Origin of the sequence: Klebsiella sp. K47 (assembly GCF_051858335.1) — a bacterium.
Lineage (GTDB): Bacteria > Pseudomonadota > Gammaproteobacteria > Enterobacterales > Enterobacteriaceae > Klebsiella > Klebsiella pneumoniae.
This window is the reverse complement of the sequence record NZ_JBPYUI010000006.1, coordinates 1-26,707: the sequence shown is the minus strand read 5'-3', so window position 1 is coordinate 26,707 and position 26,707 is coordinate 1. Positions and strand designations below refer to the sequence as shown.

General features: G+C 56.4%; 29 protein-coding genes and 1 other annotated feature. Of the genes, 16 read left to right on the top strand and 13 right to left on the bottom strand.

Going from position 1 to position 26,707, the window contains the following annotated elements; translation table 11 throughout:
• Positions 1-60 precede the first annotated feature (60 nt).
• Positions 61-543 (bottom strand): SsrA-binding protein SmpB, encoded by a 483-nt coding sequence (gene smpB, locus RRF55_RS07280; protein WP_002914164.1) that lies wholly within the window; start codon positions 541-543, stop codon positions 61-63.
• 149 nt (positions 544-692) lie between these two features.
• Here smpB and RRF55_RS07275 point away from each other — a divergent pair, with 149 nt between their 5' ends.
• Both RRF55_RS07275 and RRF55_RS07270 read left to right on the top strand, forming a co-directional pair.
• On the top strand, positions 693-1,130 hold the full coding sequence (locus RRF55_RS07275) for a type II toxin-antitoxin system RatA family toxin (protein WP_004174798.1): 438 nt from the start codon (positions 693-695) through the stop codon (positions 1,128-1,130).
• Positions 1,120-1,410 carry an RnfH family protein gene (locus RRF55_RS07270; RefSeq protein WP_004145682.1) on the top strand — a complete coding sequence of 97 codons (291 nt, stop codon included), beginning with the start codon at positions 1,120-1,122 and terminating at the stop codon, positions 1,408-1,410. The genes RRF55_RS07275 and RRF55_RS07270 overlap by 11 nt, the downstream gene beginning before the upstream one ends.
• Positions 1,411-1,477: 67 nt before the next feature.
• On the opposite strand, the gene bamE is transcribed toward RRF55_RS07270, so the two are convergent.
• The 3 genes from bamE to nadK all read right to left on the bottom strand — a co-directional run bounded on the left by bamE (position 1,478) and on the right by nadK (position 4,593).
• The gene (gene bamE, locus RRF55_RS07265; protein WP_002914160.1) at positions 1,478-1,819 is read right to left on the bottom strand and encodes an outer membrane protein assembly factor BamE; all 342 of its coding nucleotides are present in this window, start codon (positions 1,817-1,819) and stop codon (positions 1,478-1,480) included.
• A gap of 147 nt (positions 1,820-1,966) precedes the next feature.
• Positions 1,967-3,628 (bottom strand): DNA repair protein RecN, encoded by a 1,662-nt coding sequence (recN, locus tag RRF55_RS07260; RefSeq protein WP_004174799.1) that lies wholly within the window; start codon positions 3,626-3,628, stop codon positions 1,967-1,969.
• An 86-nt stretch (positions 3,629-3,714) separates the two neighbouring features.
• Positions 3,715-4,593, bottom strand: a complete 879-nt coding sequence (nadK, locus tag RRF55_RS07255; protein WP_002914158.1) for an NAD(+) kinase — start codon at positions 4,591-4,593, stop codon at positions 3,715-3,717.
• A gap of 123 nt (positions 4,594-4,716) precedes the next feature.
• Between nadK and grpE the strand changes: the two genes are divergently transcribed.
• Positions 4,717-5,307 carry a nucleotide exchange factor GrpE gene (grpE, locus tag RRF55_RS07250; RefSeq protein WP_004174800.1) on the top strand — a complete coding sequence of 197 codons (591 nt, stop codon included), beginning with the start codon at positions 4,717-4,719 and terminating at the stop codon, positions 5,305-5,307.
• Positions 5,308-5,426: 119 nt separating this feature from the next.
• Here grpE and RRF55_RS07245 read toward each other — a convergent pair whose 3' ends face one another.
• Both RRF55_RS07245 and RRF55_RS07240 read right to left on the bottom strand, forming a co-directional pair.
• Complete coding sequence (locus RRF55_RS07245; protein WP_004149392.1) at positions 5,427-6,713, bottom strand: HlyC/CorC family transporter; 1,287 nt, start codon at positions 6,711-6,713, stop codon at positions 5,427-5,429.
• Between the two features lie 19 nt (positions 6,714-6,732).
• The gene (locus RRF55_RS07240; protein WP_439419113.1) at positions 6,733-7,524 is read right to left on the bottom strand and encodes a cytochrome C assembly family protein; all 792 of its coding nucleotides are present in this window, start codon (positions 7,522-7,524) and stop codon (positions 6,733-6,735) included.
• Between the two features lie 163 nt (positions 7,525-7,687).
• Between RRF55_RS07240 and ffh the strand changes: the two genes are divergently transcribed.
• The 7 genes from ffh (at position 7,688) to RRF55_RS07205 (ending at position 13,357) form a co-directional block, all read left to right on the top strand.
• Positions 7,688-9,052 (top strand): signal recognition particle protein, encoded by a 1,365-nt coding sequence (ffh, locus tag RRF55_RS07235; RefSeq protein ID WP_002914152.1) that lies wholly within the window; start codon positions 7,688-7,690, stop codon positions 9,050-9,052.
• A 259-nt stretch (positions 9,053-9,311) separates the two neighbouring features.
• Positions 9,312-9,560: a 30S ribosomal protein S16 gene (gene rpsP, locus RRF55_RS07230; protein WP_002914149.1), complete on the top strand. Its 249-nt coding sequence runs from the start codon at positions 9,312-9,314 to the stop codon at positions 9,558-9,560.
• 18 nt (positions 9,561-9,578) lie between these two features.
• Positions 9,579-10,127, top strand: a complete 549-nt coding sequence (gene rimM, locus RRF55_RS07225; RefSeq protein WP_004150977.1) for a ribosome maturation factor RimM — start codon at positions 9,579-9,581, stop codon at positions 10,125-10,127.
• A 31-nt stretch (positions 10,128-10,158) separates the two neighbouring features.
• Positions 10,159-10,926 (top strand): tRNA (guanosine(37)-N1)-methyltransferase TrmD, encoded by a 768-nt coding sequence (trmD, locus tag RRF55_RS07220; protein ID WP_002914147.1) that lies wholly within the window; start codon positions 10,159-10,161, stop codon positions 10,924-10,926.
• A 39-nt stretch (positions 10,927-10,965) separates the two neighbouring features.
• Entirely contained in the window at positions 10,966-11,313 is a 348-nt protein-coding gene (rplS, locus tag RRF55_RS07215) for a 50S ribosomal protein L19 (protein WP_002914145.1), read from the top strand.
• A 119-nt stretch (positions 11,314-11,432) separates the two neighbouring features.
• Complete coding sequence (locus RRF55_RS07210; RefSeq protein WP_002914119.1) at positions 11,433-11,891, top strand: DUF2946 domain-containing protein; 459 nt, start codon at positions 11,433-11,435, stop codon at positions 11,889-11,891.
• A gap of 56 nt (positions 11,892-11,947) precedes the next feature.
• Positions 11,948-13,357, top strand: coding sequence for a PepSY-associated TM helix domain-containing protein (locus RRF55_RS07205; RefSeq protein ID WP_064277544.1), 1,410 nt, complete (start codon positions 11,948-11,950; stop codon positions 13,355-13,357).
• 8 nt (positions 13,358-13,365) lie between these two features.
• On the opposite strand, the gene RRF55_RS07200 is transcribed toward RRF55_RS07205, so the two are convergent.
• Genes RRF55_RS07200 through RRF55_RS07190 form a run of 3 tightly spaced genes read right to left on the bottom strand, consistent with a single transcriptional unit; the run spans position 13,366 to position 15,587 of the window.
• On the bottom strand, positions 13,366-13,848 hold the full coding sequence (locus tag RRF55_RS07200; protein WP_004145671.1) for an OmpA family protein: 483 nt from the start codon (positions 13,846-13,848) through the stop codon (positions 13,366-13,368).
• A gap of 13 nt (positions 13,849-13,861) precedes the next feature.
• On the bottom strand, positions 13,862-15,085 hold the full coding sequence (gene dgcN / locus RRF55_RS07195) for a diguanylate cyclase DgcN (RefSeq protein WP_002914116.1): 1,224 nt from the start codon (positions 15,083-15,085) through the stop codon (positions 13,862-13,864).
• The gene (locus tag RRF55_RS07190) at positions 15,078-15,587 is read right to left on the bottom strand and encodes a YfiR family protein (protein ID WP_004174804.1); all 510 of its coding nucleotides are present in this window, start codon (positions 15,585-15,587) and stop codon (positions 15,078-15,080) included. Before RRF55_RS07190 ends, dgcN begins: the two co-directional genes overlap by 8 nt.
• Before the next feature lie 342 nt (positions 15,588-15,929).
• Here RRF55_RS07190 and aroF point away from each other — a divergent pair, with 342 nt between their 5' ends.
• The 3 genes from aroF to RRF55_RS07175 all read left to right on the top strand — a co-directional run bounded on the left by aroF (position 15,930) and on the right by RRF55_RS07175 (position 19,066).
• A complete protein-coding gene (gene aroF, locus RRF55_RS07185) occupies positions 15,930-17,000 on the top strand; it encodes a 3-deoxy-7-phosphoheptulonate synthase AroF (RefSeq protein ID WP_002914114.1) in 1,071 nt (356 codons plus the stop codon).
• A 9-nt stretch (positions 17,001-17,009) separates the two neighbouring features.
• Positions 17,010-18,131, top strand: coding sequence for a bifunctional chorismate mutase/prephenate dehydrogenase (gene tyrA, locus RRF55_RS07180; RefSeq protein ID WP_439419112.1), 1,122 nt, complete (start codon positions 17,010-17,012; stop codon positions 18,129-18,131).
• A 62-nt stretch (positions 18,132-18,193) separates the two neighbouring features.
• Positions 18,194-19,066, top strand: a complete 873-nt coding sequence (locus RRF55_RS07175) for an SMP-30/gluconolactonase/LRE family protein (protein WP_002914112.1) — start codon at positions 18,194-18,196, stop codon at positions 19,064-19,066.
• Here the strand turns inward: RRF55_RS07175 and pheA are convergent.
• The 4 genes from pheA to bamD form a co-directional block, all read right to left on the bottom strand.
• Positions 19,063-20,223: a bifunctional chorismate mutase/prephenate dehydratase gene (gene pheA, locus RRF55_RS07170; protein WP_004150975.1), complete on the bottom strand. Its 1,161-nt coding sequence runs from the start codon at positions 20,221-20,223 to the stop codon at positions 19,063-19,065. The genes RRF55_RS07175 and pheA overlap by 4 nt on opposite strands.
• A 24-nt stretch (positions 20,224-20,247) precedes the next feature.
• Positions 20,248-20,372: a sequence feature (Phe leader region), on the bottom strand.
• Complete coding sequence (gene pheL, locus RRF55_RS07165) at positions 20,324-20,371, bottom strand: pheA operon leader peptide PheL (RefSeq protein ID WP_100250063.1); 48 nt, start codon at positions 20,369-20,371, stop codon at positions 20,324-20,326. Its footprint overlaps the feature before it by 48 nt.
• 105 nt (positions 20,373-20,477) lie before the next feature.
• Positions 20,478-20,813 carry a ribosome-associated translation inhibitor RaiA gene (gene raiA / locus RRF55_RS07160; RefSeq protein WP_002914111.1) on the bottom strand — a complete coding sequence of 112 codons (336 nt, stop codon included), beginning with the start codon at positions 20,811-20,813 and terminating at the stop codon, positions 20,478-20,480.
• Between the two features lie 270 nt (positions 20,814-21,083).
• Positions 21,084-21,821, bottom strand: coding sequence for an outer membrane protein assembly factor BamD (gene bamD / locus RRF55_RS07155; RefSeq protein ID WP_004145664.1), 738 nt, complete (start codon positions 21,819-21,821; stop codon positions 21,084-21,086).
• A 131-nt stretch (positions 21,822-21,952) separates the two neighbouring features.
• Between bamD and rluD the strand changes: the two genes are divergently transcribed.
• The 3 genes from rluD (at position 21,953) to clpB (ending at position 26,364) form a co-directional block, all read left to right on the top strand.
• Positions 21,953-22,933, top strand: a complete 981-nt coding sequence (gene rluD / locus RRF55_RS07150) for a 23S rRNA pseudouridine(1911/1915/1917) synthase RluD (RefSeq protein WP_002914110.1) — start codon at positions 21,953-21,955, stop codon at positions 22,931-22,933.
• The gene (gene yfiH, locus RRF55_RS07145; RefSeq protein ID WP_004174806.1) at positions 22,930-23,661 is read left to right on the top strand and encodes a purine nucleoside phosphorylase YfiH; all 732 of its coding nucleotides are present in this window, start codon (positions 22,930-22,932) and stop codon (positions 23,659-23,661) included. Before rluD ends, yfiH begins: the two co-directional genes overlap by 4 nt.
• Before the next feature lie 129 nt (positions 23,662-23,790).
• Positions 23,791-26,364 (top strand): ATP-dependent chaperone ClpB, encoded by a 2,574-nt coding sequence (gene clpB, locus RRF55_RS07140; protein ID WP_004150973.1) that lies wholly within the window; start codon positions 23,791-23,793, stop codon positions 26,362-26,364.
• The last annotated feature ends 343 nt before the right edge of the window (positions 26,365-26,707 follow it).

Below are 26,707 nucleotides of genomic sequence, written 5' to 3'. Positions count from 1 at the left end.
GCAGCATCAACAAGGATATAGCGTAAGGGCCAGCGAGAGCTGGCCCTCTGGGAGGGGAAATTAACGTCCGGCGTGCTTCATAATACGCGCCTTATCCAGCGCCCATTCACGATCTTTCAGGTCGGTACGCTTGTCGTGCTGTTTCTTACCTTTGGCGACGCCGATTTTCACTTTGCACCAGGCGTTCTTCCAGTACAGCGACAGGGCGACGACGGTGTAACCTTCGCGGTTAATGCGGCCGTACAGCGTGTCGAGTTCGCGCTGGTTGAGCAGCAGCTTACGGGTGCGCGTCGGGTCGCAGACATAGTGGGTGGAAGCCACGGCCATAGGCGTAAAGTTGGCGCCGAACAGGAAGGCTTCGCCATCCTTCAGGATGACATAGCTATCGCCGATGTTGGCTTTACCTGCACGCAGGGATTTGACCTCCCAGCCCTGCAGGGCGAGACCAGCCTCGTATTCATCTTCGATAAAGTATTCGTGACGGGCGCGTTTATTCAGCGCAATGGTGGCTGATCCAGGTTTGTGGGCTTTTTTCTTAGTCATAATGTCCTGAAGTCATCGTCTTATACACAGTTACCTCGATCGCATCCTGCGAGGTGTACTGCGCATCTTAGCACGAGTTGCGGCACAGCGTTTTTTTTAGCAGCAGATAAATGATATTATTTGCACTGTGTTTAAATGTGGAACCTGCTATGCCTCAGATTAGCCGTACTGCGCTGGTGCCTTTCAGCGCGGAACAGATGTATCAACTGGTAAACGATGTGAAGTCCTATCCTGATTTTCTGCCAGGCTGCACCGGTAGCCGCGTGCTGGAATTGGGGCCGACGCAAATGACGGCGGCGGTTGATGTGTCCAAAGCCGGCATCAGTAAGACCTTCACCACACGCAATACACTGACCAGCAACCAGAGCATTTTGATGAGCCTGGTGGATGGCCCGTTCAAGAAGCTGATTGGCGGCTGGAAGTTTATTCCGCTGAGCCCCGAGGCCTGCAAAATAGAATTCCATCTCGATTTCGAGTTTACCAATAAACTGATTGAGATGGCTTTTGGCCGGATCTTCAAAGAGCTGGCCGCTAACATGGTGCAGGCGTTCACTTCGCGCGCCAAAGAGGTTTACAGTGCCGGCTAATATTCGTGTTGAAGTGGCCTACGCGCTGCCTGAAAAGCAGTATCTGCAGCGGGTCACCCTGGACGAGGGGGCGACGGTCGAGCAGGCGATTATCGCCAGCGGTCTGCTGGCGCTGCGTGATGACATTGATCTGGCGAAAAACAAGCTGGGTATCTACAGTCGTCCGGTAAAGCTGCATGACGAAGTTCACGACGGCGACCGGGTCGAAATCTATCGACCGCTGATCGCAGACCCGAAAGAGCTGCGTCGCCAGCGGGCAGAGAAAAGCGCCGCAAAGTAACCAGCAGCAGACCGGCTATCAGCCATAAAAAAAGCGCTCACCGAGCGCTTTTTTGCTTTTCCGGGCCTTACTGACTGGTCAGCGCAGGCTTGTTATCAATGTTAGTCAACACACCGCCGCTGTTGAAGGTCAGGGTTAGGGTCTGCTGAGTCACTTTCTGGTGGCCCGGCTCCTGACGGAAGACATAGAACCAGGTATTGGTGCCGAACGGATCCGTCATCATTGGCGTCCCCAGAGCATAAGCTACCTGCTGTTGCGTCATACCGACACGAATTTTTGCTACATCGTTTGGTGCCAGATAGTTACCCTGGTTGATGTCAGGACGGTAAACCACTCGTTCCAGAGTGGAACAGCCTGCGGTCAACATAAGAAGAACCGCTGCGGCAGCAGTCAGCGTTTTACAGCGCATAGTGATTTGATTCCTTTTTGGGCCCGAGCAGTACGTGGCTCATCTGTAATATGCCGATAATAATAGACCTTCGCGCCGTTGGAAACCTCCGGCTGCAGGTCAGCAGGCAATTTGCTGTTCACTATGACCCTGTGAAAATCAAAAAGTTTACGCCGCAAGCAACTCTTTCGCGTTCGCCAGGGTGTTGCGCGTGACTTCGCTGCCGCCCAGCAGACGGGCCAGCTCCTGCAAGCGAGCACGTTTATCCAGCGGCTGCATATGGGTTTCGGTCATCTCGCCATCGGTCTCTTTGCAGACAAAGAAATGATGGTGGCCGCAGCCTGCGACCTGCGGCAGGTGGGTCACGCACATCACCTGCGTGGACTCGCCCAGCTGGCGCAGCAGCTTGCCGACCACCGCAGCGGTCGGGCCGCTGATGCCGACGTCCACTTCGTCGAAGATGAGCGCCGGGGTTTCCATTTTACGCGCGGTGATCACCTGAATCGCCAGCGCAATGCGCGACAGTTCGCCGCCGGAGGCCACTTTGGCGATTGGCTGCAGCGGCTGACCGGGGTTAGTGGTGACGCGGAACTCAATATGGTCGGCGCCGTCGGCGGTGAGATGGCGTTCATCGAACGCGACCTCAATCGCGAAGACCCCGTGCGGCATCGAAAGTGAGTGCATACTTTCGGTGATAAGCTGGGTCAGCTCGTCGGCGCTGGCCTGGCGCAGGGCATGCAGCTGGCGTGCGGTCTCCAGCGCCAGCTGATGATGTTCGACCACCTGCTGGCTGAGGGATTCCAGCGAGCCGGCGCTGTCGTCCAGCAGGCGCTGCTCTTCCAGCATCGCCTGATAAACCGCCGGCAGCTCTTCCGGCATCACCTGATGTTTACGCGCCAGCGCGATTTGTCGGGAAATCCGTTGCTCAAGTTCAAACAGACGGTTCGGATCGAGATCCAGACGGTCATGGTAGTGGCGCAACTCGTCGCTGGCCTCGCTGAGCTGAATGGCCGCCTCTTCCAGCATATCCAGGACGCCGGAAAGCTTGCTGTCCATGCCCACCAGCTCGCTAACCAGCTGCTTCGCGGTATAAAGCTGGCTCTGCAGATTGGCCTCTTCGCCGTCCGCCAGTACCGTAAGGGCGTGCTGGCAGGTGCTGAGCAGCTGGCCGCTGTTGGCCAGGCGCTTGTACTCTTCGTCAATCTGCTCGAATTCTCCCGGCAGCGGGTTAAATTCGTTCAGCTCTTTAAGCTGATACTGCAGCAGATCGGCGCGGGCGGCGCGCTCCTGGCTCTGCTGCTGATGCTGGGCCAACTCGCGGCAGCTCTGGTGCCACTGGCGATAGTGCTCGGCCATACGCTGAGTAAGCGCATACTCACCGGTATAGCCGTCGAGCAGCGTTTTTTGGTGTTCGGGTTTGGTCAGCAGCTGGTGGGCATGCTGGCCGTGGATCTGGATCAGCAGCTGGCCCAGCTCGCGCAGCTGCGAGAGTGGGACGGCGGTGCCGTTGATGAAGCCGCGCGAGCGGCCGTCGGCGCTGATCACCCGGCGAAGTAAACACTCACGCCCGCTCTCCAGCTGATTCTCTTCCAGCCAGCGCTGGGCGGCAGGGGTATCTTTCAGCGCGAAGCGCGCGCACAGGTCGGCACGGGTGGCGCCGCGACGCACCATGTCGGCTTCCGCTCTGCCGCCGAGGCACAGCCCCAGCGCGTCGATGGCAATGGATTTCCCGGCGCCGGTTTCCCCGGTGATGGCGGTCATGCCGCTGTGGAAATCAATTTCCAGTTCACGAACGATAGCAAAATTACTGATGGTGAGTTGCGCCAACATAGCTGCCTTCCTGTATGAAAAACCAATACTGTGTTTTCGTACAGTATAGACTGGTTTTTTATCCAGTAAAGAGGCAGCCGTGAAAATCAGAACAATTTTTTCGACCAGCCGAGCTTGGTGCTTAATGTATTGAAATAGCTGTAATCTTTAGGGTGAATCAGATTGAGGTGATAATCACAGCGGCGAATGAGGACATCTTCGCCATCCTGGATCGGCAGGGCAATCTGGCTGTCGCAGCTGATCTCCAGATCGCTGCAGCGGTGAGAGAAGCGCAGGCGGATGGTGCTGTCGCCGTTGATCACCAGCGGTCGCGCTGAAAGGGTGTGCGGGAACATCGGCACCAGGGTGATGGCGTCCAGCGACGGCGTAAGGATTGGGCCGCCGGCCGACAGCGAATAGGCGGTGGAGCCGGTCGGAGTGGAGATAATCAGGCCATCGGATCGCTGAGAGAACGCAAAGACTTCGTCGATATAGACTTCGAACTCAATCATATGCGCCACTTTGCCAGGGTGCAGCACCACTTCGTTGATGGCGGTGCTGATACGTTTCTGGCAATCCTGCTGACACACCTGGGCCTCCAGCAGAAAGCGTTTCTCGGCGATGTAGTGGCCTTCCAGCACGTCGGCGAGCTGCTGCAGGGCGTTGTCCGGGTCAAGGTCGGTGAGAAAGCCGAGGTTGCCGCGGTTAATGCCGATGACGTTAATGTCGTAACGGGCCAGGGTCCGCGCCGCGCCGAGCATATTGCCGTCGCCGCCCACCACCACCGCGAGGTCGGCCTGTTGGCCAATCTCCGCCAGCGTGCCGGTTTTCACGTTGCTGAGCTGAAGTTCATGGGCGATCTGCTGTTCAACCAGCACTTCATACCCTTTGCTGCACAGCCAGCGCCAGAGCATTTCATGTGTGGTCAGGGCGGTGGGGTGACGAGGATGTCCCACAATGCCGATACACTTGAAATGGTTCTTCATGATCTGGATGTCCTTGCGTTAAATGAAATAGTGACAATCTGTCCGCTTCCCTTGAAACCCGGAAACTGATCCCCATAATAAGCGAAGTTAGCGAGATGAATGCGAAAAAACGCGGAGAAATTCATGAGTAGTAAAGAACAGAAAACGCCTGAGGGGCAAGCCCCGGAAGAAATTATCACGGAGCAGCACGACGACGTTGAGGCGGTAGAGCCTGAAGTTTCGGCTGAGCAGGTGGATCCGCGCGATGAAAAAATTGCGAATCTGGAAGCCCAGCTGGCTGAAGCGCAGAAACGTGAACGTGAAGTGATGCTGCGTGCCAAAGCCGACGAAGATAACCTGCGTCGTCGTACCGAGCAGGATATCGAGAAAGCGCACAAATTCGCGCTGGAAAAATTCGTCAATGAACTGCTGCCGGTGATCGACAGCCTGGACCGCGCGCTGGAAGTGGCTGACAAGGCTAACCCGGAGCTGGCGCCGATGGTGGAGGGGATCGAACTGACCCTGAAATCTATGCTGGACGTAGTGCGTAAGTTCGGCGTGGAAGTGATCGCCGACACCAACGTTCCGCTGGATCCGAACGTCCACCAGGCCATTGCGATGGTCGAGTCTGAAGATGTGGCGGCGGGCAACGTGCTGGCCGTGATGCAGAAAGGTTATACCCTGAACGGCCGTACTATTCGCGCCGCGATGGTGACGGTAGCGAAAGCGAAATAACGCTTGCTGCCTTGCTCAACGGCTGCCTGCGGGCGGCCGTTTTTTGTGTCATCGCTGCTGGCGCGAGATAAAAAAACGGCGGGCCGCAGCCCACCGTGATATTAATTCCTTCGCTCGCGCTACTCCGCGACGCTCTCGCGTAATGATTTCACCGGCATCACTTTCACCTGTTTGATCATGTTGTCCTGCACGTCGAGGATATCTATATCGTACTGCTCAATGCGCACGCGGGTGCCCGGGACCGGGATCTCTTCCAGCGCTTCGAGGATAATACCGTTGACGGTGCGCGCTTCATCTTCCGGCAGGTGCCAGTTAAACGCTTTGTTGATTTCGCGAACGTTGGCGCTGCCATCGATAATCACCGTGCCGTCGTTAAGCGGGGTCACTTCCTCCGCCAGGGTGGGTGACATGGAGGTGGTGAAGTCGCCGACAATCTCTTCAAGAATATCTTCGACGGTGACCAGCCCCTGAATATCGCCGTATTCATCGACCACCAGACCGACTTTCTTTTTATTGCGCTGAAATTTCACCAGCTGGGTGCTGAGCGGCGTGCCTTCCGGCACAAAGTAGATCTCATCTGCCGCCCGCAGCATGATCTCTTTTGTGAACTCTTTCTTCTCCGTCATCAGACGGTAGGCTTCGCGAACGCGCAGCATGCTGATGGCATCGTCCAGCGAATCGCGGTAGAGCACGATGCGGCCATGCGGGGAGTGGGTCAGCTGGCGGACGATAGATTTCCAGTCATCATTGATATCGATGCCGACAATCTCATTGCGCGGCACCATGATGTCGTTAACGCTGACCTTCTCCAGGTCCAGCACCGACAGCAGCATATCCTGATTGCGTCGTGAGATTTGTGAACGGGATTCATTCACAATCGTGCGCAGTTCATCTTTGCTCAGGGCGCTGCTGATGACGGTATCGGTGCGGATGCCCATCATGCGCATCAGTATGCGGGTGATGGTATTCAGCAGCCACACCAGCGGCATCATCAGCACCTGCAGGGGCGCCAACAGGAAGCTGCTGGGGTAGGCGACCTTTTCCGGATAGAGGGCGGCGATGGTCTTCGGCAGCACTTCGGCAAATACCAGCACCACAAAGGTAAGTACGCCGGTGGCGATCGCGACGCCGGCGTCGCCGTACAGGCGCATGCCGACGATGGTGCCCAGCGCCGAGGCGAGAATGTTGACAAGGTTATTGCCGATCAGCACAAGGCTAATCAGGCGGTCCGGCTTGCGCAGCAGCTTCTCCACGCGCTTGGCGGGGCGGTTGCCTTGTTTCGCCATGTGGCGCAACCGGTAGCGGTTCAGCGTCATCATGCCGGTTTCGGAACCGGAGAAATAGGCAGAGATAATCACCATGACGATCAGCGTTATGATCAGCGTGGTGGTGGAGATATGTTCCACGTAGGATTCCTTAAAAGACTTAGCTCACGAACTGCTGCAGCACGCGGCTACCAAAATAGGCCAGCGTCAGCAGACCGGCGCCAGCGACGCTGAACCAGACCACACGACGTCCGCGCCACCCTTCATGATAGTGCCCCCACAGCAGGACGATATAGACGAACCACGCAATAATCGACAGCACCGCTTTATCGATATTTTCGCTGCTGAACAGATTGTGCATGTAGAACAGGCCGCTGCACAGCGTCAGGGTCAGCAGCACCACGCCGACCTGGGTGATGTGGAACATTTTGCGCTCAATGCTCATCAGCGGCGGCATTTCGCTGCTGAAGGCCAGCTTTTTATTCTTGAGCTGGTAGTCGATCCACGCCAGCTGCAACGCATACAGCGCGGCGATGATCAGCGTGGCGTACGAGAAGAGCGACAGGCCGATATGCACCAGCATCCCCGGGGTGGTTTCCAGGTGGGTGATATATTCGTTAGGCACGAATGTGGCGAAGGCCAGGTTGATCAGCGCGAAGGCATAGACGATAGGCAGCAGCAGCCAGCCGCGATTGCGCGAGGCCACGATAGTCATCACCGTACAGATCATCAGGCTGACCAGCGACCCGACGTTCAGTAAGCTGAGATTTTGCCCGCTCTCGCCGCCGGGGAATATCCGTGCTTCCAGCGCAAAAGCATGGCTGATCAAGGCGATAGTCGCAGATAAAATCGCCATTCGCCGCCAGCTGCTGTTTTTTTGCAGCAAGCCGGGGATAATCAGCGCGAGGCTGACGGAGTAGGCGACAAGGGCGAGTAGAGCAAAAACAGGCATAGGTGTCGGCTGTTGGCTAAATAAGAAAGAGAAGCAGTATAACGTTAGCAGGCCTCTGCTCCAACCGTTGCAGCACATTCAGATTGATGTCGTGTTATACTCCGCCACATTCGTTTTGTGTGTCGCTGCGGCGACCGACCGTTTCCACCTCAGGCGAGAGACAATGTTTGATAATTTAACCGATCGTTTGTCGCGTACGCTGCGCAACATTAGCGGCCGCGGACGCCTTACAGAAGACAATATTAAAGACACCCTGCGCGAAGTGCGCATGGCGCTGCTGGAAGCGGACGTTGCGCTTCCGGTGGTCCGTGATTTCATCAGCCGCGTCAAAGAGAGCGCGGTCGGCCATGAAGTCAATAAAAGCCTGACCCCGGGTCAGGAGTTCGTCAAAATCGTCCGCAACGAGCTGGTGGCGGCGATGGGCGAAGAGAACCAGACGCTCGACCTGGCCGCGCAGCCGCCGGCCGTGGTGCTGATGGCTGGCCTGCAAGGTGCTGGTAAAACCACCAGCGTCGGTAAGCTGGGGAAATTCCTGCGCGAGAAGCACAAGAAGAAAGTGCTGGTCGTTTCCGCGGACGTTTACCGCCCGGCGGCGATCAAACAGCTGGAAACCCTGGCCGAGCAGGTCGGCGTCGATTTCTTCCCGTCTGATGTCGGGCAGAAGCCGGTTGATATCGTCAACGCGGCGCTGAAAGAAGCGAAACTCAAATTCTACGACGTGCTGCTGGTGGATACCGCCGGTCGTCTGCACGTTGACGAAGCGATGATGGACGAAATCAAGCACGTCCACGCCGCCATTAACCCGGTTGAAACCCTGTTCGTCGTCGATGCGATGACCGGTCAGGATGCGGCGAATACCGCGAAGGCCTTTAACGAAGCGCTGCCGCTGACCGGCGTGGTGCTGACCAAAGTGGACGGCGACGCCCGCGGCGGCGCGGCGCTGTCGATTCGCCATATTACCGGCAAGCCGATTAAATTCCTCGGCGTCGGCGAGAAAACCGAAGCGCTGGAGCCGTTCCATCCGGACCGCGTCGCTTCCCGTATCCTCGGCATGGGCGACGTGCTGTCGCTGATCGAAGATATCGAGAGCAAGGTTGACCGCGCGCAGGCCGAGAAGCTGGCCTCCAAGCTGAAGAAAGGCGACGGTTTCGACCTCACCGACTTCCTTGAGCAGCTGCGCCAGATGAAAAACATGGGCGGCATGGCCAGCCTGATGGGCAAGCTGCCGGGCATGGGGCAGATCCCGGACAACGTGAAAGCGCAGATGGACGACAAAGTGCTGGTGCGTATGGAAGCGATCATCAACTCGATGACACTGAAAGAGCGCGCTAAGCCGGAAATCATCAAAGGTTCGCGTAAGCGCCGTATCGCCGCCGGCTGCGGCATGCAGGTGCAGGATGTGAACCGTCTGCTCAAGCAGTTCGACGACATGCAGCGCATGATGAAGAAGATGAAGTCGAAAGGCGGCATGATGAAGATGATGCGCGGGATGAAAGGGATGATGCCGCCAGGCTTCCCGGGTCGTTAAAAACAAGGGCATAAGGCTATCTTGTTTGCCATTTTAGCGCCGGGGTGTGCTCGCCATCCTCACGTACTACCTGTACGTTACAGTGGTTGCGCACACGCTGGTACTAAACTGGCTGCACCGCCGACGGCCTTTTACAGCAGACTTATCAACTGCTGATTGCATTTTCCCCAGAAATCAGTAAAATTTTCGGGCTTTTAATATGACACCGGGCTCCGTTCCTCGATGGGGCCCGGTTGTTTTATTCACACAAGAGGATGTTATGGTAACTATTCGTTTAGCACGTCACGGCGCTAAAAAGCGTCCGTTCTACCAGGTTGTTGTCACCGACAGCCGTAATGCACGCAACGGTCGCTTCATCGAGCGCGTTGGTTTCTTCAACCCGATCGCTAACGGTGCGGAAGAAGAAACTCGCCTGGATCTGGATCGTATCGCTCACTGGGTTGGCCAGGGCGCTACTGTTTCCGATCGCGTTGCCGCGCTGATCAAAGCCGCTAACAAAGCAGCTTAATCTGTCACGGTGGTCATGATGAGCAAGCAACACACCGCGCAAGCACCTGTTGATCCGATCGTATTGGGGAAAATGGGTTCTTCCTACGGTATCCGTGGTTGGCTCAGAGTGTTTTCCTCCACCGAAGACGCCGAAAGCATTTTTGACTATCAGCCCTGGTTAATCCAGAAGGCGGGTCAGTGGCAGGTCGTTGAGCTGGAAAGCTGGCGCCACCACAATCAGGACATCATCATCAAGCTGAAAGGCGTTGACGATCGTGATGCCGCGAATCTACTGACTAATTGCGAAATTATCGTGGATTCATCGCAGTTGCCGGAGCTGGAAGAGGGTGACTACTACTGGAAAGACCTGATGGGCTGCCAGGTAGTTACGACGGAAGGCTATAGCCTCGGTAAAGTCATCGATATGATGGAAACCGGGTCGAATGACGTGCTCGTCATCAAGGCAAACCTGAAAGATGCATTTGGTATCAAGGAGCGGTTGGTTCCGTTCCTCGATGGGCAGGTTATCAAGAAAGTCGATCTCACTACGCGTACTATCGAAGTAGATTGGGATCCTGGTTTTTAAATTCTCCGGATAAACGGTAAAAGACGGCGCTATGTGGATTGGCATAATTAGCCTGTTTCCTGAAATGTTCCGCGCAATTACCGATTACGGGGTAACTGGCCGGGCAGTAAAAAATGGCCTGCTGAGCATCGAAAGCTGGAGTCCTCGCGACTTCACGCATGACCGGCACCGTACCGTGGACGATCGTCCTTACGGCGGCGGACCGGGGATGCTAATGATGGTGCAACCCTTACGGGATGCCATTCATGCAGCAAAAGCCGCGGCAGGTGAAGGCGCGAAGGTGATTTATCTGTCACCTCAGGGACGCAAGCTTGATCAAGCGGGCGTCAGCGAACTGGCAACGAATCAGAAACTGATTCTGGTGTGCGGTCGCTACGAAGGGATAGACGAGCGCGTAATCCAAACCGAAATTGACGAAGAATGGTCAATCGGCGATTACGTTCTCAGCGGTGGTGAGTTACCGGCAATGACGCTGATTGACTCCGTTTCCCGGTTCATTCCGGGAGTACTGGGCCATGAAGCATCGGCAACGGAAGATTCCTTTGCTGATGGGTTGCTGGATTGCCCCCACTATACCCGTCCTGAAGTGTTAGAGGAGATGGAAGTACCGCCAGTATTGCTGTCGGGAAACCATGCTGAGATACGTCGCTGGCGTCTGAAGCAGTCGCTGGGCCGCACCTGGCTTAGAAGACCTGAACTTCTGGAAAACCTGGCTCTGACTGAAGAGCAAGCAAAGCTGCTGGCGGAGTTCAAAACTGAACACGCGCAACAGCAGCATAAACATGATGGGCAGGCGTGAGCCCCCAATATCAGTTTACCCAGGATAAGAGATTAAATTATGAGCAACATTATTAAGCAACTTGAACAAGAACAGATGAAGCAGGACGTACCTTCCTTCCGTCCGGGTGATACCGTGGAAGTGAAAGTATGGGTTGTTGAAGGTTCCAAAAAACGTCTGCAGGCATTCGAGGGCGTGGTTATCGCTATTCGTAACCGCGGTCTGCACTCTGCATTCACTGTTCGCAAAATTTCCAACGGCGAAGGCGTTGAGCGTGTCTTCCAGACTCACTCTCCGGTAGTTGACAGCATTGCTGTTAAACGTCGTGGTGCTGTACGTAAAGCTAAACTGTACTACCTGCGTGAGCGCACTGGTAAGTCTGCTCGTATCAAAGAGCGTCTTAACTAAGATTCGCTTTCGCGACATCCTGACAAAAAGGGCTGGCCTCAGGGCCGGCCCTTTTTTTATCTTTGTTGTAACCATCGTGATGTAAATCATTTACAATACGCCCTCTATACGGAGGGGCGGTGGTCAGTAACAGTTTTCAGCAAACGACACCTAAACGGCGAGCCGCCTGGCTGGCGCTGTTGGCGATCCTGCTGATCGTGGTGGCCCCCCTGATCTCCGTCTCCCTGCAAAAAGACCCCATGAGCGCCATGCCCGGCATGCACCACGCCATGATGATGGATAGCTCGTCCGCGAGCATGGCGCAGATGCCCGGGCACAAGATGGCAATGATGCACAGCACAGACGGCGCTACGCATACCGGACACGAAATGCCGCTGGACCATGCCGAAGCGTGTGGCTATTGCGTGCTGTTAGCCCATGTCCCGGGGCTCCTTTTCGCGCTGGCGCTGTTCGTCGCCATGCTCCTGCGGCGCATTCGCCTGCCGGTTTCTCGCCCGGTATTAAAGCACTGGCACTACTTTCCCTGGCTCTACCCCGAAACCCGCGCCCCGCCGCGGTTGTCTGCTTTTTCCCTTTAATAAAAATCAATCTGCGCACCGCGCAACGACCTCTTTTGCTTTAAAAAAGGAAAAGTATGACAACCTGCACCTCGCGCGCGGCATGGCTGAACCTGCTGCGTCGCCTCCATTTTTATATTGGTCTGTTTATCGGACCGTTTATCTTTGTCGCTGCCCTGACCGGTACGTTGTACGTGGCGACGCCGCAGCTGGAAAACTGGCTCTATCACGACGCGCTGCATGGCCTTGCCGACGGGACTCCGCAGCCGCTCAGCGCCCAGATTGCGGTGGCCGAAGAAGCGACCCAGGGCAATCTGCGGCTGCTGGCGGTGCGTCCGGCGCCTGCGTTGGGCGAGACCACGCGCATTATGTTTGCCGATACGGGTCTCGGAGAGTCGGAATCCCGGGCTATTTTTGTCGATCCGATCGCGCTGCGGGTGAAGGGCGATATGACGGTCTACGGCACCAGCGGCATCCTGCCGCTGCGCCAGTGGATTGATTATGCGCATCGCTCTCTGCTGCTGGGCGACAGCGGGAGGTTATACAGCGAACTGGCCGCCTCCTGGATGTGGGTGGCCGCGCTCGGAGGCATTGCCCTGTGGGCGATGACGCGTCCAAAACGGCGGCTGAATAACGCCCTGCAGAACCATCGTCGGCTGCACGTGACGCTGGGCTGGGGCTTACTGGTGGGTATGCTGCTCTTCTCCGCCACCGGCCTGACCTGGTCGCAATGGGCCGGCGGCAATGTGGACAAAATGCGGGCAGCGTTCGGCTGGCTGACGCCGCAGGTCAATACCCAGCTGCATGGCGAGATGCCGATGACGCACGATCCCCATGCCGGACATCATATGGATGCGATGACGCACGATCCCCATGCCGGACATCATATGGATGCGATGGCCATGGCCCAGCATCAGCCGGCGCTGCAGTTGGCCCAGTTTGACCAGGCGCTGGCGGCGGCCCGTCAGGCGGGGCTGAACGCCAGCCGGCTGGAGATCCGTCCGCCAGTGTCAGACGACCGCGCCTGGACGGTGAATGAGATCGACCGTCGCTGGCCGACGCAGGTGGACGCGGTGGCGATCGATGGCACCACGATGCAGGTGGTGGATCGCACGCGTTTTGCCGACTTTCCGCTGATGGCGAAGCTCACCCGCTGGGGCGTCGATTTCCATATGGGGATCCTCTTTGGTCTGGCGAATCAGCTGCTGCTGGTGGGATTTGGCTGCGCGCTGTGCGTTACCATCGGGGTGGGGTACCGGTTATGGTGGATCCGCCGTCCGCCTCAGGCCGCCTGGGATCCGGCGCATTCGCTGCTGCAGGCGTGGCTGTCGCTCGCCTGGCCTGCCCGAAGCCTGGTGCTTGGGCTGGCGTTTGCCCTTGGATTGGCCATGCCGTTAATGGGAGCCAGCCTGTTGCTGTTCATTGCCGTTGACTACCTGCGCTGGCGCGCGGCAACGGCAATGAGGATGATGAAGTCCAGCGACTAAGTGAAGACTTACGGCGTGCTGATGACCACCGTTACCCGGCGGTTTTCGGCGCGCCCGGCCGCCGTGTCGTTGCTGGCGATCGGGTATTTTTTGCCAAGGCCGCGGGTGACTAAATTACTGCGTGGGACATGAGCGCCTTCCGCCCAGGCATCGGCCACGCTGTTGGCCCGCTTAAGCGACAGGGCTTCATTGTAGCTATCTTCACCATAATTATCGGTATGGCCTTCAAGGCGGCTATGGGTGATCCCGGTAGCCGCCAGCCGCGAGGCCATCGTGGTGATCTGCTGGCGGCTGTCGGGACGTAGTCGGTAGTCATTCTTGTCAAACAGGATGCTATCGGATAAGCCCAGGGACCAATCGCCATTGCTTTCAGTAAAGCCGTAAGATTTCATCGCCGCCACCTGCTCGGGGGTAAATTTTCCCTGAGGAGCCTGGCAACCTGTCAAAAGCGCCGCCGCCATCAGGGCGGGGACGAAATATTTTCTGATCATAATGAGTCCTTTATTATTTCAGCGTCTGCTGGATACGTTGGTTTTTCATCCGATACATATTCTGATCGGCAAGTTCTTGCAGTGATTCCGCGGTGGCGTGCTCCCACGCCAGGGCATAACCGACGCTCAGCGAGAGCGTGGCGCTATGACCGTTGTGCAGGTTGAATGGCGGAAGAAATTGTTCCGTTAGCGCCTGGCACAGGGCCTGCACTTCTGCTTCCGAGCGCACCTCGCGCAGCAGAACGGCAAACTCATCGCCGCCAAGACGCCACGCCAGATGGCGTTTACCGGCAAAAGTCATCAGGCGGCTGGCGACCTCCATCAGCACTTTATCGCCCGCCGCATGCCCCCAGTTGTCGTTAATCAGTTTGAAATTATCGCCATCAAGAAACAGCAATGCCGAGGTTTGATGATCGACTTCATTCTGCATCAGCTCGGCGAGCGCGTTACGAAAGGCGGCGCGGTTAGCCAGGCCGGTCAACGGATCGTGTAACGAACTGCGCAACAGCTGCGCGTTTTTGGCCTGCAGCTGGCGCTGCCAGTCCTCCATTTCCCCCAGCAGGCTGTTAAAGTCCTGGGCGAAAAGATGGAACTCCTCGATACGCTCCTCCGGCACCCGCCGGGAGAAGTGGCGGTTTTCACGTATATCATGCACGACCTCAGTGATGCTCTGCAGGGCGGCGACGATCCCCCGGTGTAGGGAGTGGGTCAGCAGCAGGGCGATGAACGAGGCGAGCAGAATGCTACCGGTCAGCACCAGAATCGAGATACCGAGAAAGTGGCTAATCAGTTCATCAAGCGCGGTCAATCTCAGCTCGCCGATTTGTTTGCCCTGGTGCCAGATGGGCTGCACCGTGGGCTCCGGAAACAGCCATTTACTGATAAGCCCGCTCACTTGCTCTTTATTGGCCAGCGGTTCATGGCGCCACGCGGCGAAGTGCTGCATCTGGCCGTTTAGCACGATTGCCTGGGAGATCTGCCCTTGCTTGCCCAACGACGCGAGGGTCTCCTCTGCCGCCGCGCTGTCGCCAAACACCAGGGCGGCTTCGAGGCTGCGCCCCATGGTCGCGGCAGTGAGCTCAAGATTTTTCTGCGCGTACTGCTTGAGCGTGAAGATTGAGGCTGTACTCAGCAGCAGCCAGACCAGCGTCATGGAGATCACCACGCTTATCACGCTAATGCGACGGAGCGCGCGTTTGAAAGTCGGGCGCGGAGTCTGTGAAAAGTCCTTATTCATGTGGTTTCTTCCGGGCAAGCATCAGGACGTCCGGGTTAACCCGAACCCCGCTGTGCGTCAGAACGTCCAGATTAACGGAGAAGCGGACCCGGTCGTCATTGATGATCAGGCAAAACGCGCTACCAATTGAACAATCCGTATTTTGTTCTGCGATGAGTAACAGCGGCCTCGGGCCATAGCGGCGAGTGAGTTCTGACTGTTCAGTCGGCGATTCGCTGCCAAAATAAAAACCATCGCAGGTCGTTTTTAACGCTTCTTCACGATTACGTACTATCACCGGTTGATAGGGTAATGCATCCGGATCTTCATGAGCCAGGCTATGGGTGAAGCGTGATGAGGCAAAAATGCACAGCTTTGGCGCTCCTGTTAATGACGGCCAACGGGTGTAGGTCACGATCCCGGAAACAATAGCGCGAACATGTTCTGAAGGTCCGGCAGCAAAAACAGGAGATACCGCGATGAGAAAAAATACAGTCAATAAAAGACGGTGTAATACTGTCATTAACGCTTCCGTCAAAGTCGCCATAGCGCGGGAAAAGCCGCTGCCGATGCCCGGCGAAGAATACCACTGTTAATAAAACCCGTCATTAGATGCGCCCTTTGCTTTGGGACAATTCTCACCAGGATTTTTCGTAGTACCGATACCGTGGGTGCGCAAGTTTGGCTTGTTTTTCCTATGTGTAAATATTGTTATACGCATCGCGCCATTGTGAGTGGCAATTAATTCGTTAGTGTAAATTAAAATTTACGGAATATGGATTGAATTCTTTACTTTGTGTGGTATCGTTACGTCATGCCCTCTGAGGCAACCCTTATCGCAAACGAGCTACACAGGATCGCAATCATGCAAAAAGACGCGCTGAACAACGTACATATTACCGACGAACATGTATTAATGACCCCGGAGCAACTGAAGGCGGAATTCCCGCTGAGCGTCGAGCAGGAAGCGCAGATCGCGCACGCCCGTCAGACCATTTCGGATATCATCGCCGGTCGCGATCCGCGCCTGCTGGTGGTATGTGGTCCTTGCTCCATTCACGATCCGGAAGCTGCGATTGAATATGCTCGTCGGTTTAAAGCCCTTGCCGCAGAGGTCAGCGATAGCCTCTACCTGGTGATGCGCGTCTATTTTGAAAAACCCCGTACCACCGTCGGATGGAAGGGGCTGATTAACGATCCGCACATGGATGGTTCGTTTGATGTTGAAGGCGGCCTGAAGATTGCGCGTCGTCTGCTGGTCGAGCTCGTCAATATGGGACTGCCGCTGGCGACGGAAGCGCTGGATCCCAACAGCCCGCAGTACCTCGGGGATCTGTTCAGCTGGTCCGCTATCGGCGCGCGTACCACGGAATCACAAACGCACCGCGAAATGGCCTCTGGCCTGTCGATGCCGGTCGGCTTTAAAAACGGTACCGACGGTAGCCTGGCCACGGCCATCAACGCTATGCGCGCCGCGGCGATGCCGCACCGTTTCGTCGGCATCAACCAGGCCGGGCAGGTCTGCCTGCTGCAAACGCAGGGTAATCCGAACGGCCATGTGATCCTCCGTGGCGGCAAGGCGCCGAACTACGGTCCGGAAGATGTGGCGAAATGCGAAAAAGAGATGGCGCAGGCGGGACTGAAGCCGTCGCTGATGGTAGATTGCAGTCATGGGAACTCCAATAAAGATTTCCGCCGCCAGCCGGCCGTGGCTGAATCCGTGGTCGCGCAGATCAAAGATGGCAACCGCTCCATTATCGGCCTGATGATCGAAAGTAATATCCACGAAGGCAATCAGTCCTCTGAACAGCCGCGTGAGGCGATGAAATACGGCGTCTCGGTGACGGATGCCTGCATCAGCTGGGAGACTACCGAGGCGCTGCTGCGTGAACTGGATAAGGATCTCCGCGGCCACCTGGCGGCCCGTTTGGTTTAAGAGGAAAGTATGGTTGCTGAACTGACCGCGTTACGCGATCAAATTGATGAAGTGGATAAAGCGTTGCTTAGCCTGCTGGCTAAGCGTCTGGAGCTGGTGGCCGAAGTCGGCGAGGTGAAGAGCCAGTATGGCCTGCCGATTTACGTCCCGGAGCGCGAGTCGGCGATGCTCGCCTCCCGACGTGAAGAGGCGGCTGCGCTCGGCGTACCACCGGATCTGATCGAGGACGTTCTGCGTCGCGTGATGCGGGAATCCTATTCCAGCGAAAACGACAAAGGCTTCAAAACCCTGCAGCCGAATCTGCGGCCGGTGGTCATCGTCGGCGGCGGTGGGCAGATGGGCCGTCTGTTTGAGAAGATGTTAACGTTGTCCGGCTACCAGGTGCGTATTCTGGAAAAAGAGGATTGGGCCCGGGCGGCGGATATCGTCGCCGATGCCGGCATGGTTATCGTCAGCGTACCGATTCACACCACCGTGGAGACGATCGCCAGGCTGCCGCCCCTTCCGGCGGATTGCATTCTGGTTGACCTTGCCTCGGTGAAAGCGGAGCCGCTGCAGGCGATGCTGGCGGCGCATCAGGGCCCGGTTCTCGGCCTGCACCCGATGTTCGGTCCGGACAGCGGCAGCCTGGCGAAGCAGGTGGTGGTCTATTGTGATGGTCGCCAGCCGGAGGTCTATCAGTGGTTCCTCGAACAAATTCAGGTTTGGGGCGCGCGGCTGCACCGCATCAGCGCCGTTGAGCACGATCAGAACATGGCCTTTATTCAGGCGCTGCGCCACTTTGCCACCTTCGCCTATGGCCTGCACCTGGCGGAAGAGAATGTACGTCTTGAGCAACTGCTGGCGCTCTCGTCACCCATTTACCGACTGGAGCTGGCGATGGTAGGCCGTCTGTTTGCCCAGGATCCGCAGCTGTACGCCGATATTATTATGTCATCGGAAAACAACCTGGCGCTGATTAAGCGCTACTACCAGCGTTTCGGCGAAGCGATCGGCCTGCTGGAGCAGGGCGATAAGCAGGCGTTTATCGACAGCTTCCGTAAAGTCGAACACTGGTTTGGCGATTACGCTCAGCGTTTCCAGAGCGAGAGCCGCACGCTGCTGCGTCAGGCGAACGATAATCGGCAGTAAAGCGAAAAAGATGTATACAATAAAGCCAGCGACCGCTGGCTTTTTTTATAGGGATGACAACGATGGCTGAACCACAACCGCTGTTTGACTACACCGGATACCTGCCGGAATGCCCGACCTGGAGCGAGGCAGAACAGGCCCTCTACTGGGCTGATATCATGGAATGTGAAATTCACCGCTACGATATCCGCAGCGGAGAACACCAGGTGCTGCAGTTTCCAGAGGAGGTCGGCTGTTTTGCCCTGCGCGAGAAGGGCGGGTTTATCGTTGCATTGCGCAGCGGCATCTGGCTGACCGACGCCCACGGCCTGCTGCGGCGGAAAGTCTGCGATAACCCGAGCAACCCGGAGCTGGCGCGGTTTAACGACGGCGGGACCGATCGCGATGGGCGCTTTTATGCCGGTACCTTCTGGGGGCCTGGGGATTACAACGGCGCGCTGCTGATGCGAGTGGATAACGACCTGCAGCCGAAAGTGATCCAGTGTGACATCCATGGCGCCAATGGCCTGGCCTTTAGCGCCGACCGGCGCTGGATGTATACCTCTGATACGCCGAACGCCGTGATCTACCGTACGCCGCTGGATGAGCAGGGTGAGCCTGGCCGACGCGAAGTCTTTCGCCGTTTTCAGCCTGGCGAAGGGATCCCTGACGGGGCGGCGATCGACGTGGAGGGATGTTACTGGAGCGCAATGTTTGACGGCTGGCGGATCGCCCGTTTCTCGCCGCTGGGCGAGGAGCTGGAATCCTACCCGATGCCGGTTCGTTGCCCGACGATGGTCTGCTTCGGCGGGGCGGATATGAAAACGCTCTATATCACCACCACCCGGGAAAACATGGAGGACGATGAGCTGGCGCAGTATCCGCTGTCAGGCGCCATCTTCACCCTGCCGGTAGCGGTGGCAGGGATGAAGAAATTACCGTTCCGCGAATGTTAAACCGGATCCACCGGGACCACGTTTTCGCTAGGGTAGCAGCCGAGGACCTTCATGGAGCGGGTGATATCCGCCAGCTCCTTCAGCGCCTTGCGCATGGGCAGCGAATCCAGGTTGGCCTGAATATCGAGATAAAACATCTCTTCCCAGGGATTGCCGTGGATCGGGCGGGATTCCAGTTTGGTCATGATCAGATTGTGGTTGCGCAACACCAGCAGGGCTTCCACCAGGGCGCCCGCCTGCTGACCGGTCGCCATTAACAGCGTGGTCTTGGCCGGCACCTGATCGGAGACGTTCACCGCTTTGCGCGCCAGGACGAGGAAGCGCGTGATGTTCTGCGTCTGGTTGGCCTGGCAGTGCTCCAGCACCTGCAGACCATACAGAGCGCCGCCCGCTTCGCTACCCAGGGCCGCGACGGCCGGGGAGTTCGCCTGCGCCACTTTTTCCATTGCCGCCGAGGTGCTCTCGGTATACTCAATCTTCCAGTGCGGGTAGCGGCTCAGGTACTGGCTGCACTGCTGGAACGGCTGCGGATGGCTGTAAACGGTCTGAATTTTATCGGCATCCGTCGAGGTGCTCACCAGTACGCAATGATCGATAGGGATCGTCAGCTCGCCAACGATCGACAGGCTGGTGTGCTGCAGCAGATCGTAGACGTCGTTGATCCCGCCGGAGCTGGTGTTTTCAATCGGCACCACCGCGTAATCGGCCTGGCCGGTTTCTACCTGATTAAAAATATCGGCGAACTTCGCGCAGCCGCTCTCAATAAACTGCTCAAAGTGGCGAGCGGCGTACTGACGCGCCGCCAGATGCGAGTAAGAGCCCTTGGGACCGAGGAACGCCACGCGGGCCGAATGCGGGTTAATTTTATTCAGATGCTGCTGCAGCAGGGTTTGCTGGGTAAGAACAGAGTCTTCGATAATCAGCTGGAACAGGCGGGTGATATAGTGCGCATCCAGATTATGGCGCTTGCCGATAGTCATCAGGCGCTCCAGCAAATCGCGTTCGCGGTCAATATCACGCACCGGACGATGGGAGGCCAGTTTGGCTTTTCCAACCTCAACAGCCAGTCCGCGGCGCTCCGCCAGCAGAGCAAGCAGCTTCTCGTCCAGGGCGCTTATCTTATCGCGCAGCGCCAGTAATGGGTTTTCCTCGGTCATAGATGTTGCCTTTGTTGTTATCAAATAAAAAAGGCCTCCCGGGTGGGAGGCCTTATTGTTCGTCTTCGCATTCTTTCTTATACGACGAATTGCCTCCCGGTCAGGGGAAGGTAAAAAAGAATGCGAAGAAGAACGGGACAAGTTTCATGGTAAATTCCTTTAGGTAGTGGGGATTACAGTACCTGTACTGTTTTCACTCTGTCAATAAAAAACGCGCCCGAAGGCGCGTGGCATGACACAACTTAAGTTAAGGATTACTCTTCTTCTTCCACAAAGCCTGCCTCTTTCACCGACGTCGCGGCGCGGCGGGCTTCCCCTTTGTGTTGCACTTTATTGAGCTGCCGTTCCAGCTTGTTGATCAATTCGTTAATGGCGGCGTACATATCTTCATGACGCGCACTGGCAACCAGATGGCCGTTTGGCGTGTTGATGGTTGCATCAGCGATAAAACCCTGCGGCTCCTTAGACAGAATGATGTGCGGGTTGATTAAATGAGTTTGCCACTTATCCAGTTTGGCGAGACGGTCTGCGACATGCTGGCGGATTGCCGGAGTAATTTCCATTTGTTTACTGGTAATGTTCATTGTCATAAATTTTACCTCTTGTCTTTCCCGTCTTGGTGAATCCAGCATACCTTTCCCAATGTCAAAATGTGTGATCTAAATCACATTTTATTGTCACTTTTTGTCAACAAATTCATTTTGTGAGACAGGGCAGGAAGAAGTGAGATTTTACTTGTCGAACCCGATAAAGCAGGCCATATTTGATGAGTTAACCCGGCGCTAAACCGCTTCAGCTCGTCGGGAAACGTATAAAAAAACGGCAGCCAGTGGCTGCCGTTTGCGATCGATGAGTCAGGCTCAGGTGTTCTTGCTGTTCGCGGCGATAATCTTCGCGACTTTGTCCGCCTGAGCGTTCATTTGCATCTGACGATAGGCGTTTTCCATCTTCGGCAGGGCATCGCGGGTGGCCTGGGTATCCGGATAATTACGCATCATCCCTTCCACACGGTTAACCACGGCAACCCATGCGCCACGATCGGTGTAGTAATCCACGACCGACAGCTCATATTTGGCCAGACGATCTTTCAGGAACACCATGCGTTTATAGGCGTCAGTGGCGTACTGGCTGTTCGGATAACCACGCACCAGTTTGGAGAAGTCATTGAAGGCATCGCGCGCGTGCTGCGGATCGCGGTCGGAGCGATCAACGCCGAAGAAGCCCTGCAGCGCGCTGTCATCCAGGGCCATGTTGGTCAGGCCGCGCATATAGATGACATAGTCGATGTTCGGATGGGTGGGGTTCAAACGCATGAAGCGATCGATAGCCGCCTGAGCCAGAGGAAGATCGGCGTTTTTATAATACGCATAAATCAGATCCAGCTGTACCTGTTGGGAATAAGGGCCGAATGGATAACGATTATCCAACGCTTCCAGTTGCGTTATCGCCTGTTTCCAGTTACCGTCCTGCAGTTTTTGCTGGGCGGTCGCGTAGATTTCATTCGGCGGATTATCAGGCACCTCTTCCTTAGAGCCGGAGCAACCCACCAAAGCCAGGCTCAGTGTGGCGGCTGCCACCAGGTATTTCATGCGCGTCATGACGTTTTGACTTCCTCAAAATGTTTATGCGGGAGAATCTCTGTTCCTGCTCCCGATTAAGACCAGCTACAATAGCACACTATATTAAACGGCAAAGCCGTAAAACCCAACGTTAAACGAAGAAGCTGTATATGGCACAACGAGTACAACTCACCGCAACGGTGACCGAAAATCAACTCGGTCAACGCTTAGATCAGGCTTTGGCCGAATTGTTCCCTGATTATTCGCGATCGCGGATAAAAGAATGGATCCTCGACCAACGCGTATTAGTCAATGGCACCATTGGCGATAAACCGAAAGAAAAAGTGCTGGGGGGAGAACGCATCGCTATCGATGTGGAAATCGAAGAAGAGGCGCGCTTCCAGCCGCAGGATATTCCGCTCAATATCGTTTACGAAGATGATGACATCATCGTGATCAATAAACCGCGCGATCTGGTTGTACATCCTGGCGCGGGCAACCCTGACGGTACTGTGCTGAATGCGCTGCTGCACTACTATCCGCCTATTGCCGATGTGCCGCGCGCGGGTATTGTTCATCGTCTGGATAAAGACACCACCGGTCTGATGGTGGTGGCGAAAACCATTCCGGCGCAAACCCGGCTGGTGGAGTCGCTGCAGCTGCGCGAGATCACCCGTGAATACGAAGCGGTGGCGATCGGTCATATGACCGCCGGTGGCACAGTGGAAGAGCCGATCAGCCGTCACCCGACCAAGCGTACCCATATGGCGGTGCATCCGATGGGCAAACCGGCGGTGACCCACTACCGCATTATGGAACATTTCCGCATCCATACCCGCCTGCGTCTGCGTCTGGAAACCGGTCGTACGCATCAGATCCGCGTGCATATGTCGCATATCACCCATCCGCTGGTAGGCGACCAGGTCTATGGCGGCCGGCCGCGTCCGCCGAAGGGCGCGTCGGAGGAGTTCATCACCGCGCTGCGTAAATTCGACCGCCAGGCGCTGCATGCCACCATGCTGCGCCTGTATCACCCGATCTCCGGCATTGAAATGGAGTGGCACGCGCCCATCCCGCAGGATATGGTCGAGCTCATCGAGGCGATGCGCGCCGATTTTGAAGCCCATAAGGACGATATTGACTGGTTATGACGAAACTGATTGTACCGCAGTGGCCAATGCCCGGCAGCGTGGCGGCCTGTAGTTCTACCCGCATCGGCGGCGTGAGTCTGCCGCCCTATGACTCGCTCAACCTGGGCGCCCATTGCGGCGACAATCTGCAGGATGTCGAAGAAAACCGGCGGCGGATGTTTGCCGCCGGCGGCTTGCCGTCTTACCCGGTTTGGCTGGAGCAGGTCCATGGCACCGAGGTTCTGACGCTGGACGGCGGACCCTATCCGTCGAAACGCGCGGATGCCTCTTATAGTCGTACGCCAGGGACCGTCTGCGCGGTGATGACCGCTGACTGCCTGCCGGTGCTGTTCTGTAACCGCGACGGCACCGAAGTCGCCGCGGCGCACGCGGGATGGCGCGGCTTATGCGAAGGGGTTCTGGAAGCGACGGTTGCTCGTTTCGCCGATAAAGCCGAAAATATTATGGCGTGGCTGGGGCCCGCCATCGGTCCGCAGGCGTTTGAGGTGGGACCGGAAGTCCGGGATGCCTTTATGGCGAAGGACGAGGATGCGCACCGGGCTTTTCGTCCGGCAGGCGAAAAATATTTTGCTGATATCTACCAACTGGCGCGGCAGCGTCTGGCAAACGTCGGCGTTGAGCAGATTTTCGGCGGCGATCGCTGCACGCTAAGCGAAAAGGATGATTTTTTCTCTTACCGGCGCGACAAGACCACCGGTCGTATGGCAAGTTTCATTTGGCTGATATAACCTAGAGAATCAAGACGATCCAGAAGGCAAACTTATTTTTCACATAGTTCGGGTCTTTAACCTTGAATAATTGAGGGATGACCTCATTTAATCTCCAGTAGCAAATTTGACCTGTTTATGGGAGGAGTTATGCGTCTGGATCGTCTTACCAATAAATTCCAGCTTGCTCTTGCCGATGCCCAGTCGCTCGCACTCGGGCACGACAACCAATTCATCGAACCTCTTCATTTAATGAGCGCCTTGCTGAATCAGGAAGGGGGATCGGTACGTCCTTTATTAACCTCGGCGGGCGTGAATGCCGGGAAACTGCGCACTGACATCGAACAGGCCTTGAGCCGTTTACCGCAGGTGGAAGGCACCGGCGGCGATGTGCAACCTTCTCAGGATTTAGTGCGGATCCTCAACCTTTGCGACAAGCTGGCGCAAAAGAAAAAGGACAACTTTATTTCGTCGGAACTGTTCGTTCTGGCGGCGCTTGAATCACGCGGTACGCTGACCGACCTTTTAAAATCCGCCGGAGCAACAACCGCCAACGTGACTCAGGCGATTGAACAAATGCGCGGAGGGGAAAGCGTGAACGATCAGGGTGCCGAAGACCAACGTCAGGCATTGAAGAAATTTACCGTCGATCTCACCGAGCGTGCCGAGCAGGGCAAGCTGGATCCGGTGATCGGCCGTGATGAAGAGATTCGCCGTACCATTCAGGTACTGCAGCGTCGTACCAAAAACAACCCGGTGCTGATCGGTGAACCCGGGGTGGGTAAAACGGCAATCGTCGAAGGCCTGGCGCAGCGTATCGTCAACGGCGAAGTACCAGAAGGGCTGAAAGGCCGTCGGGTATTGGCGCTGGATATGGGGGCGCTGGTGGCCGGGGCGAAATACCGCGGTGAGTTTGAAGAGCGTCTGAAAGGCGTGCTGACCGACCTGTCCAAACAGGAAGGCAACGTCATTCTGTTTATCGACGAACTGCATACCATGGTTGGCGCTGGTAAAGCCGACGGCGCGATGGATGCGGGTAACATGCTGAAGCCGGCGCTGGCGCGTGGTGAACTGCACTGCGTCGGGGCGACGACGCTTGATGAATACCGTCAGTACATCGAAAAAGACGCCGCGCTGGAACGTCGCTTCCAGAAAGTGTTCGTCGCCGAGCCTTCGGTAGAAGATACCATCGCGATTCTGCGCGGTCTGAAAGAACGTTATGAGCTGCACCACCACGTGCAGATCACTGACCCGGCTATCGTGGCGGCGGCGACCTTATCGCATCGCTATATTGCCGACCGTCAGCTGCCGGATAAAGCCATCGACCTCATCGATGAGGCGGCATCCAGCATCCGTATGCAGATTGACTCCAAACCGGAAGAGCTGGACCGCCTCGATCGGCGTATTATCCAGCTGAAACTGGAACAGCAGGCGCTGAAGAAAGAGTCTGATGAGGCGAGCCTGAAGCGTCTCGATATGCTCAACGAGGAGCTGGCGGATAAAGAACGGCAGTACTCGGTGCTGGAAGAAGAGTGGAAAGCGGAAAAAGCGTCGCTCTCCGGCACCCAGACCATCAAAGCTGAGCTGGAGCAGGCGAAAATCGCCATCGAACAGGCGCGTCGCGTCGGCGATCTGGCGCGGATGTCCGAGCTGCAGTACGGCAAAATTCCGGAACTGGAGAAACAGCTGGCGGCTGCCACTCAGTCCGAAGGGAAAACCATGCGTCTGCTGCGTAATAAAGTGACGGATGCTGAAATCGCCGAAGTGCTGGCTCGCTGGACCGGTATCCCGGTCTCCCGCATGATGGAAAGCGAGCGTGATAAACTGCTGCGTATGGAGCAGGAGCTGCATCATCGGGTGATTGGCCAGGATGAGGCGGTTGAAGCGGTATCCAACGCCATTCGCCGCAGCCGCGCCGGGCTGTCCGATCCGAACCGGCCGATTGGTTCGTTCCTGTTCCTCGGTCCAACCGGGGTCGGTAAAACCGAGCTGTGTAAAACGCTGGCTAACTTTATGTTCGATAGCGACGACGCAATGGTGCGTATCGATATGTCCGAGTTTATGGAGAAACACTCCGTCTCGCGTCTGGTCGGTGCGCCTCCGGGATACGTCGGCTATGAAGAGGGCGGTTACCTGACCGAGGCGGTGCGCCGTCGTCCTTATTCCGTCATCCTGCTGGATGAAGTGGAAAAAGCGCACCCGGATGTGTTCAACATTCTGCTGCAGGTACTCGACGACGGGCGTCTCACCGACGGGCAGGGGAGAACGGTCGACTTCCGTAATACGGTAGTCATCATGACCTCGAACCTCGGTTCCGATCTGATTCAGGAACGGTTCGGCGAGCTGGACTACGGACATATGAAGGACCTGGTGCTGGGGGTAGTCAGCCAGAACTTCCGTCCGGAGTTCATCAACCGTATCGACGAAGTGGTGGTCTTCCATCCGCTGGGCGAGAAACATATTGCCTCTATTGCCCAGATCCAGCTGCAGCGTCTGTATAAACGTCTGGAAGAGCGCGGATATGAAGTGCAGATGTCCGATGAGGCGCTGAAGCTGCTGAGCGCCAATGGTTACGATCCGGTATACGGCGCGCGGCCATTGAAACGTGCTATTCAGCAACAGATTGAGAACCCGTTAGCCCAGCAGATCCTTTCCGGTGAGCTGGTTCCGGGTAAAACCATCGAGCTGGTAGTAAAAGACGACCGCATTGTGGCAGTGCAGTAAATCACAAAACGACAAAAACGGGCCCAGCGGGCTCGTTTTTGTTTAAAAACCAGGCAAGAATTAAAGCTCAATACCTGATTTGGTTGAAAAGTGAGCGGTTGAATTCTTTTTTTGAATTTATCCTTGTCACTTCAGAATTACCCCCTATAATGCGCCTCCACTGACACGGAACAACGGCAAACAAGCCGCCGGGCCAGGAGGATTCAGCGACGGAAATCGACGTTGAAAGCCGACAGAGAAAAGCAAAATAAGCGCTTGACTCTGAATGAGGAAAACGTATTATACGGGACCTCGCGACAGAGCGCTAAAGCGCGTCGCAACTGCTCTTTAACAATTTATCAGA

What these genes read in the sequence shown, in the direction of transcription:
- smpB (WP_002914164.1), bottom strand. Translation starts at nt 543, where the DNA reads ATGACTAAGAAAAAAGCCCACAAACCTGGATCAGCCACCATTGCGCTG.
- RRF55_RS07275 (WP_004174798.1), top strand. Translation starts at nt 693, where the DNA reads ATGCCTCAGATTAGCCGTACTGCGCTGGTGCCTTTCAGCGCGGAACAG.
- bamE (WP_002914160.1), bottom strand. Translation starts at nt 1,819, where the DNA reads ATGCGCTGTAAAACGCTGACTGCTGCCGCAGCGGTTCTTCTTATGTTG.
- recN (WP_004174799.1), bottom strand. Translation starts at nt 3,628, where the DNA reads ATGTTGGCGCAACTCACCATCAGTAATTTTGCTATCGTTCGTGAACTG.
- nadK (WP_002914158.1), bottom strand. Translation starts at nt 4,593, where the DNA reads ATGAAGAACCATTTCAAGTGTATCGGCATTGTGGGACATCCTCGTCAC.
- grpE (WP_004174800.1), top strand. Translation starts at nt 4,717, where the DNA reads ATGAGTAGTAAAGAACAGAAAACGCCTGAGGGGCAAGCCCCGGAAGAA.
- RRF55_RS07240 (WP_439419113.1), bottom strand. Translation starts at nt 7,524, where the DNA reads ATGCCTGTTTTTGCTCTACTCGCCCTTGTCGCCTACTCCGTCAGCCTC.
- ffh (WP_002914152.1), top strand. Translation starts at nt 7,688, where the DNA reads ATGTTTGATAATTTAACCGATCGTTTGTCGCGTACGCTGCGCAACATT.
- rpsP (WP_002914149.1), top strand. Translation starts at nt 9,312, where the DNA reads ATGGTAACTATTCGTTTAGCACGTCACGGCGCTAAAAAGCGTCCGTTC.
- rimM (WP_004150977.1), top strand. Translation starts at nt 9,579, where the DNA reads ATGAGCAAGCAACACACCGCGCAAGCACCTGTTGATCCGATCGTATTG.
- trmD (WP_002914147.1), top strand. Translation starts at nt 10,159, where the DNA reads ATGTGGATTGGCATAATTAGCCTGTTTCCTGAAATGTTCCGCGCAATT.
- rplS (WP_002914145.1), top strand. Translation starts at nt 10,966, where the DNA reads ATGAGCAACATTATTAAGCAACTTGAACAAGAACAGATGAAGCAGGAC.
- RRF55_RS07205 (WP_064277544.1), top strand. Translation starts at nt 11,948, where the DNA reads ATGACAACCTGCACCTCGCGCGCGGCATGGCTGAACCTGCTGCGTCGC.
- RRF55_RS07200 (WP_004145671.1), bottom strand. Translation starts at nt 13,848, where the DNA reads ATGATCAGAAAATATTTCGTCCCCGCCCTGATGGCGGCGGCGCTTTTG.
- dgcN (WP_002914116.1), bottom strand. Translation starts at nt 15,085, where the DNA reads ATGAATAAGGACTTTTCACAGACTCCGCGCCCGACTTTCAAACGCGCG.
- RRF55_RS07190 (WP_004174804.1), bottom strand. Translation starts at nt 15,587, where the DNA reads ATGACAGTATTACACCGTCTTTTATTGACTGTATTTTTTCTCATCGCG.
- aroF (WP_002914114.1), top strand. Translation starts at nt 15,930, where the DNA reads ATGCAAAAAGACGCGCTGAACAACGTACATATTACCGACGAACATGTA.
- tyrA (WP_439419112.1), top strand. Translation starts at nt 17,010, where the DNA reads ATGGTTGCTGAACTGACCGCGTTACGCGATCAAATTGATGAAGTGGAT.
- RRF55_RS07175 (WP_002914112.1), top strand. Translation starts at nt 18,194, where the DNA reads ATGGCTGAACCACAACCGCTGTTTGACTACACCGGATACCTGCCGGAA.
- pheA (WP_004150975.1), bottom strand. Translation starts at nt 20,223, where the DNA reads ATGACCGAGGAAAACCCATTACTGGCGCTGCGCGATAAGATAAGCGCC.
- raiA (WP_002914111.1), bottom strand. Translation starts at nt 20,813, where the DNA reads ATGACAATGAACATTACCAGTAAACAAATGGAAATTACTCCGGCAATC.
- bamD (WP_004145664.1), bottom strand. Translation starts at nt 21,821, where the DNA reads ATGACGCGCATGAAATACCTGGTGGCAGCCGCCACACTGAGCCTGGCT.
- rluD (WP_002914110.1), top strand. Translation starts at nt 21,953, where the DNA reads ATGGCACAACGAGTACAACTCACCGCAACGGTGACCGAAAATCAACTC.
- yfiH (WP_004174806.1), top strand. Translation starts at nt 22,930, where the DNA reads ATGACGAAACTGATTGTACCGCAGTGGCCAATGCCCGGCAGCGTGGCG.
- clpB (WP_004150973.1), top strand. Translation starts at nt 23,791, where the DNA reads ATGCGTCTGGATCGTCTTACCAATAAATTCCAGCTTGCTCTTGCCGAT.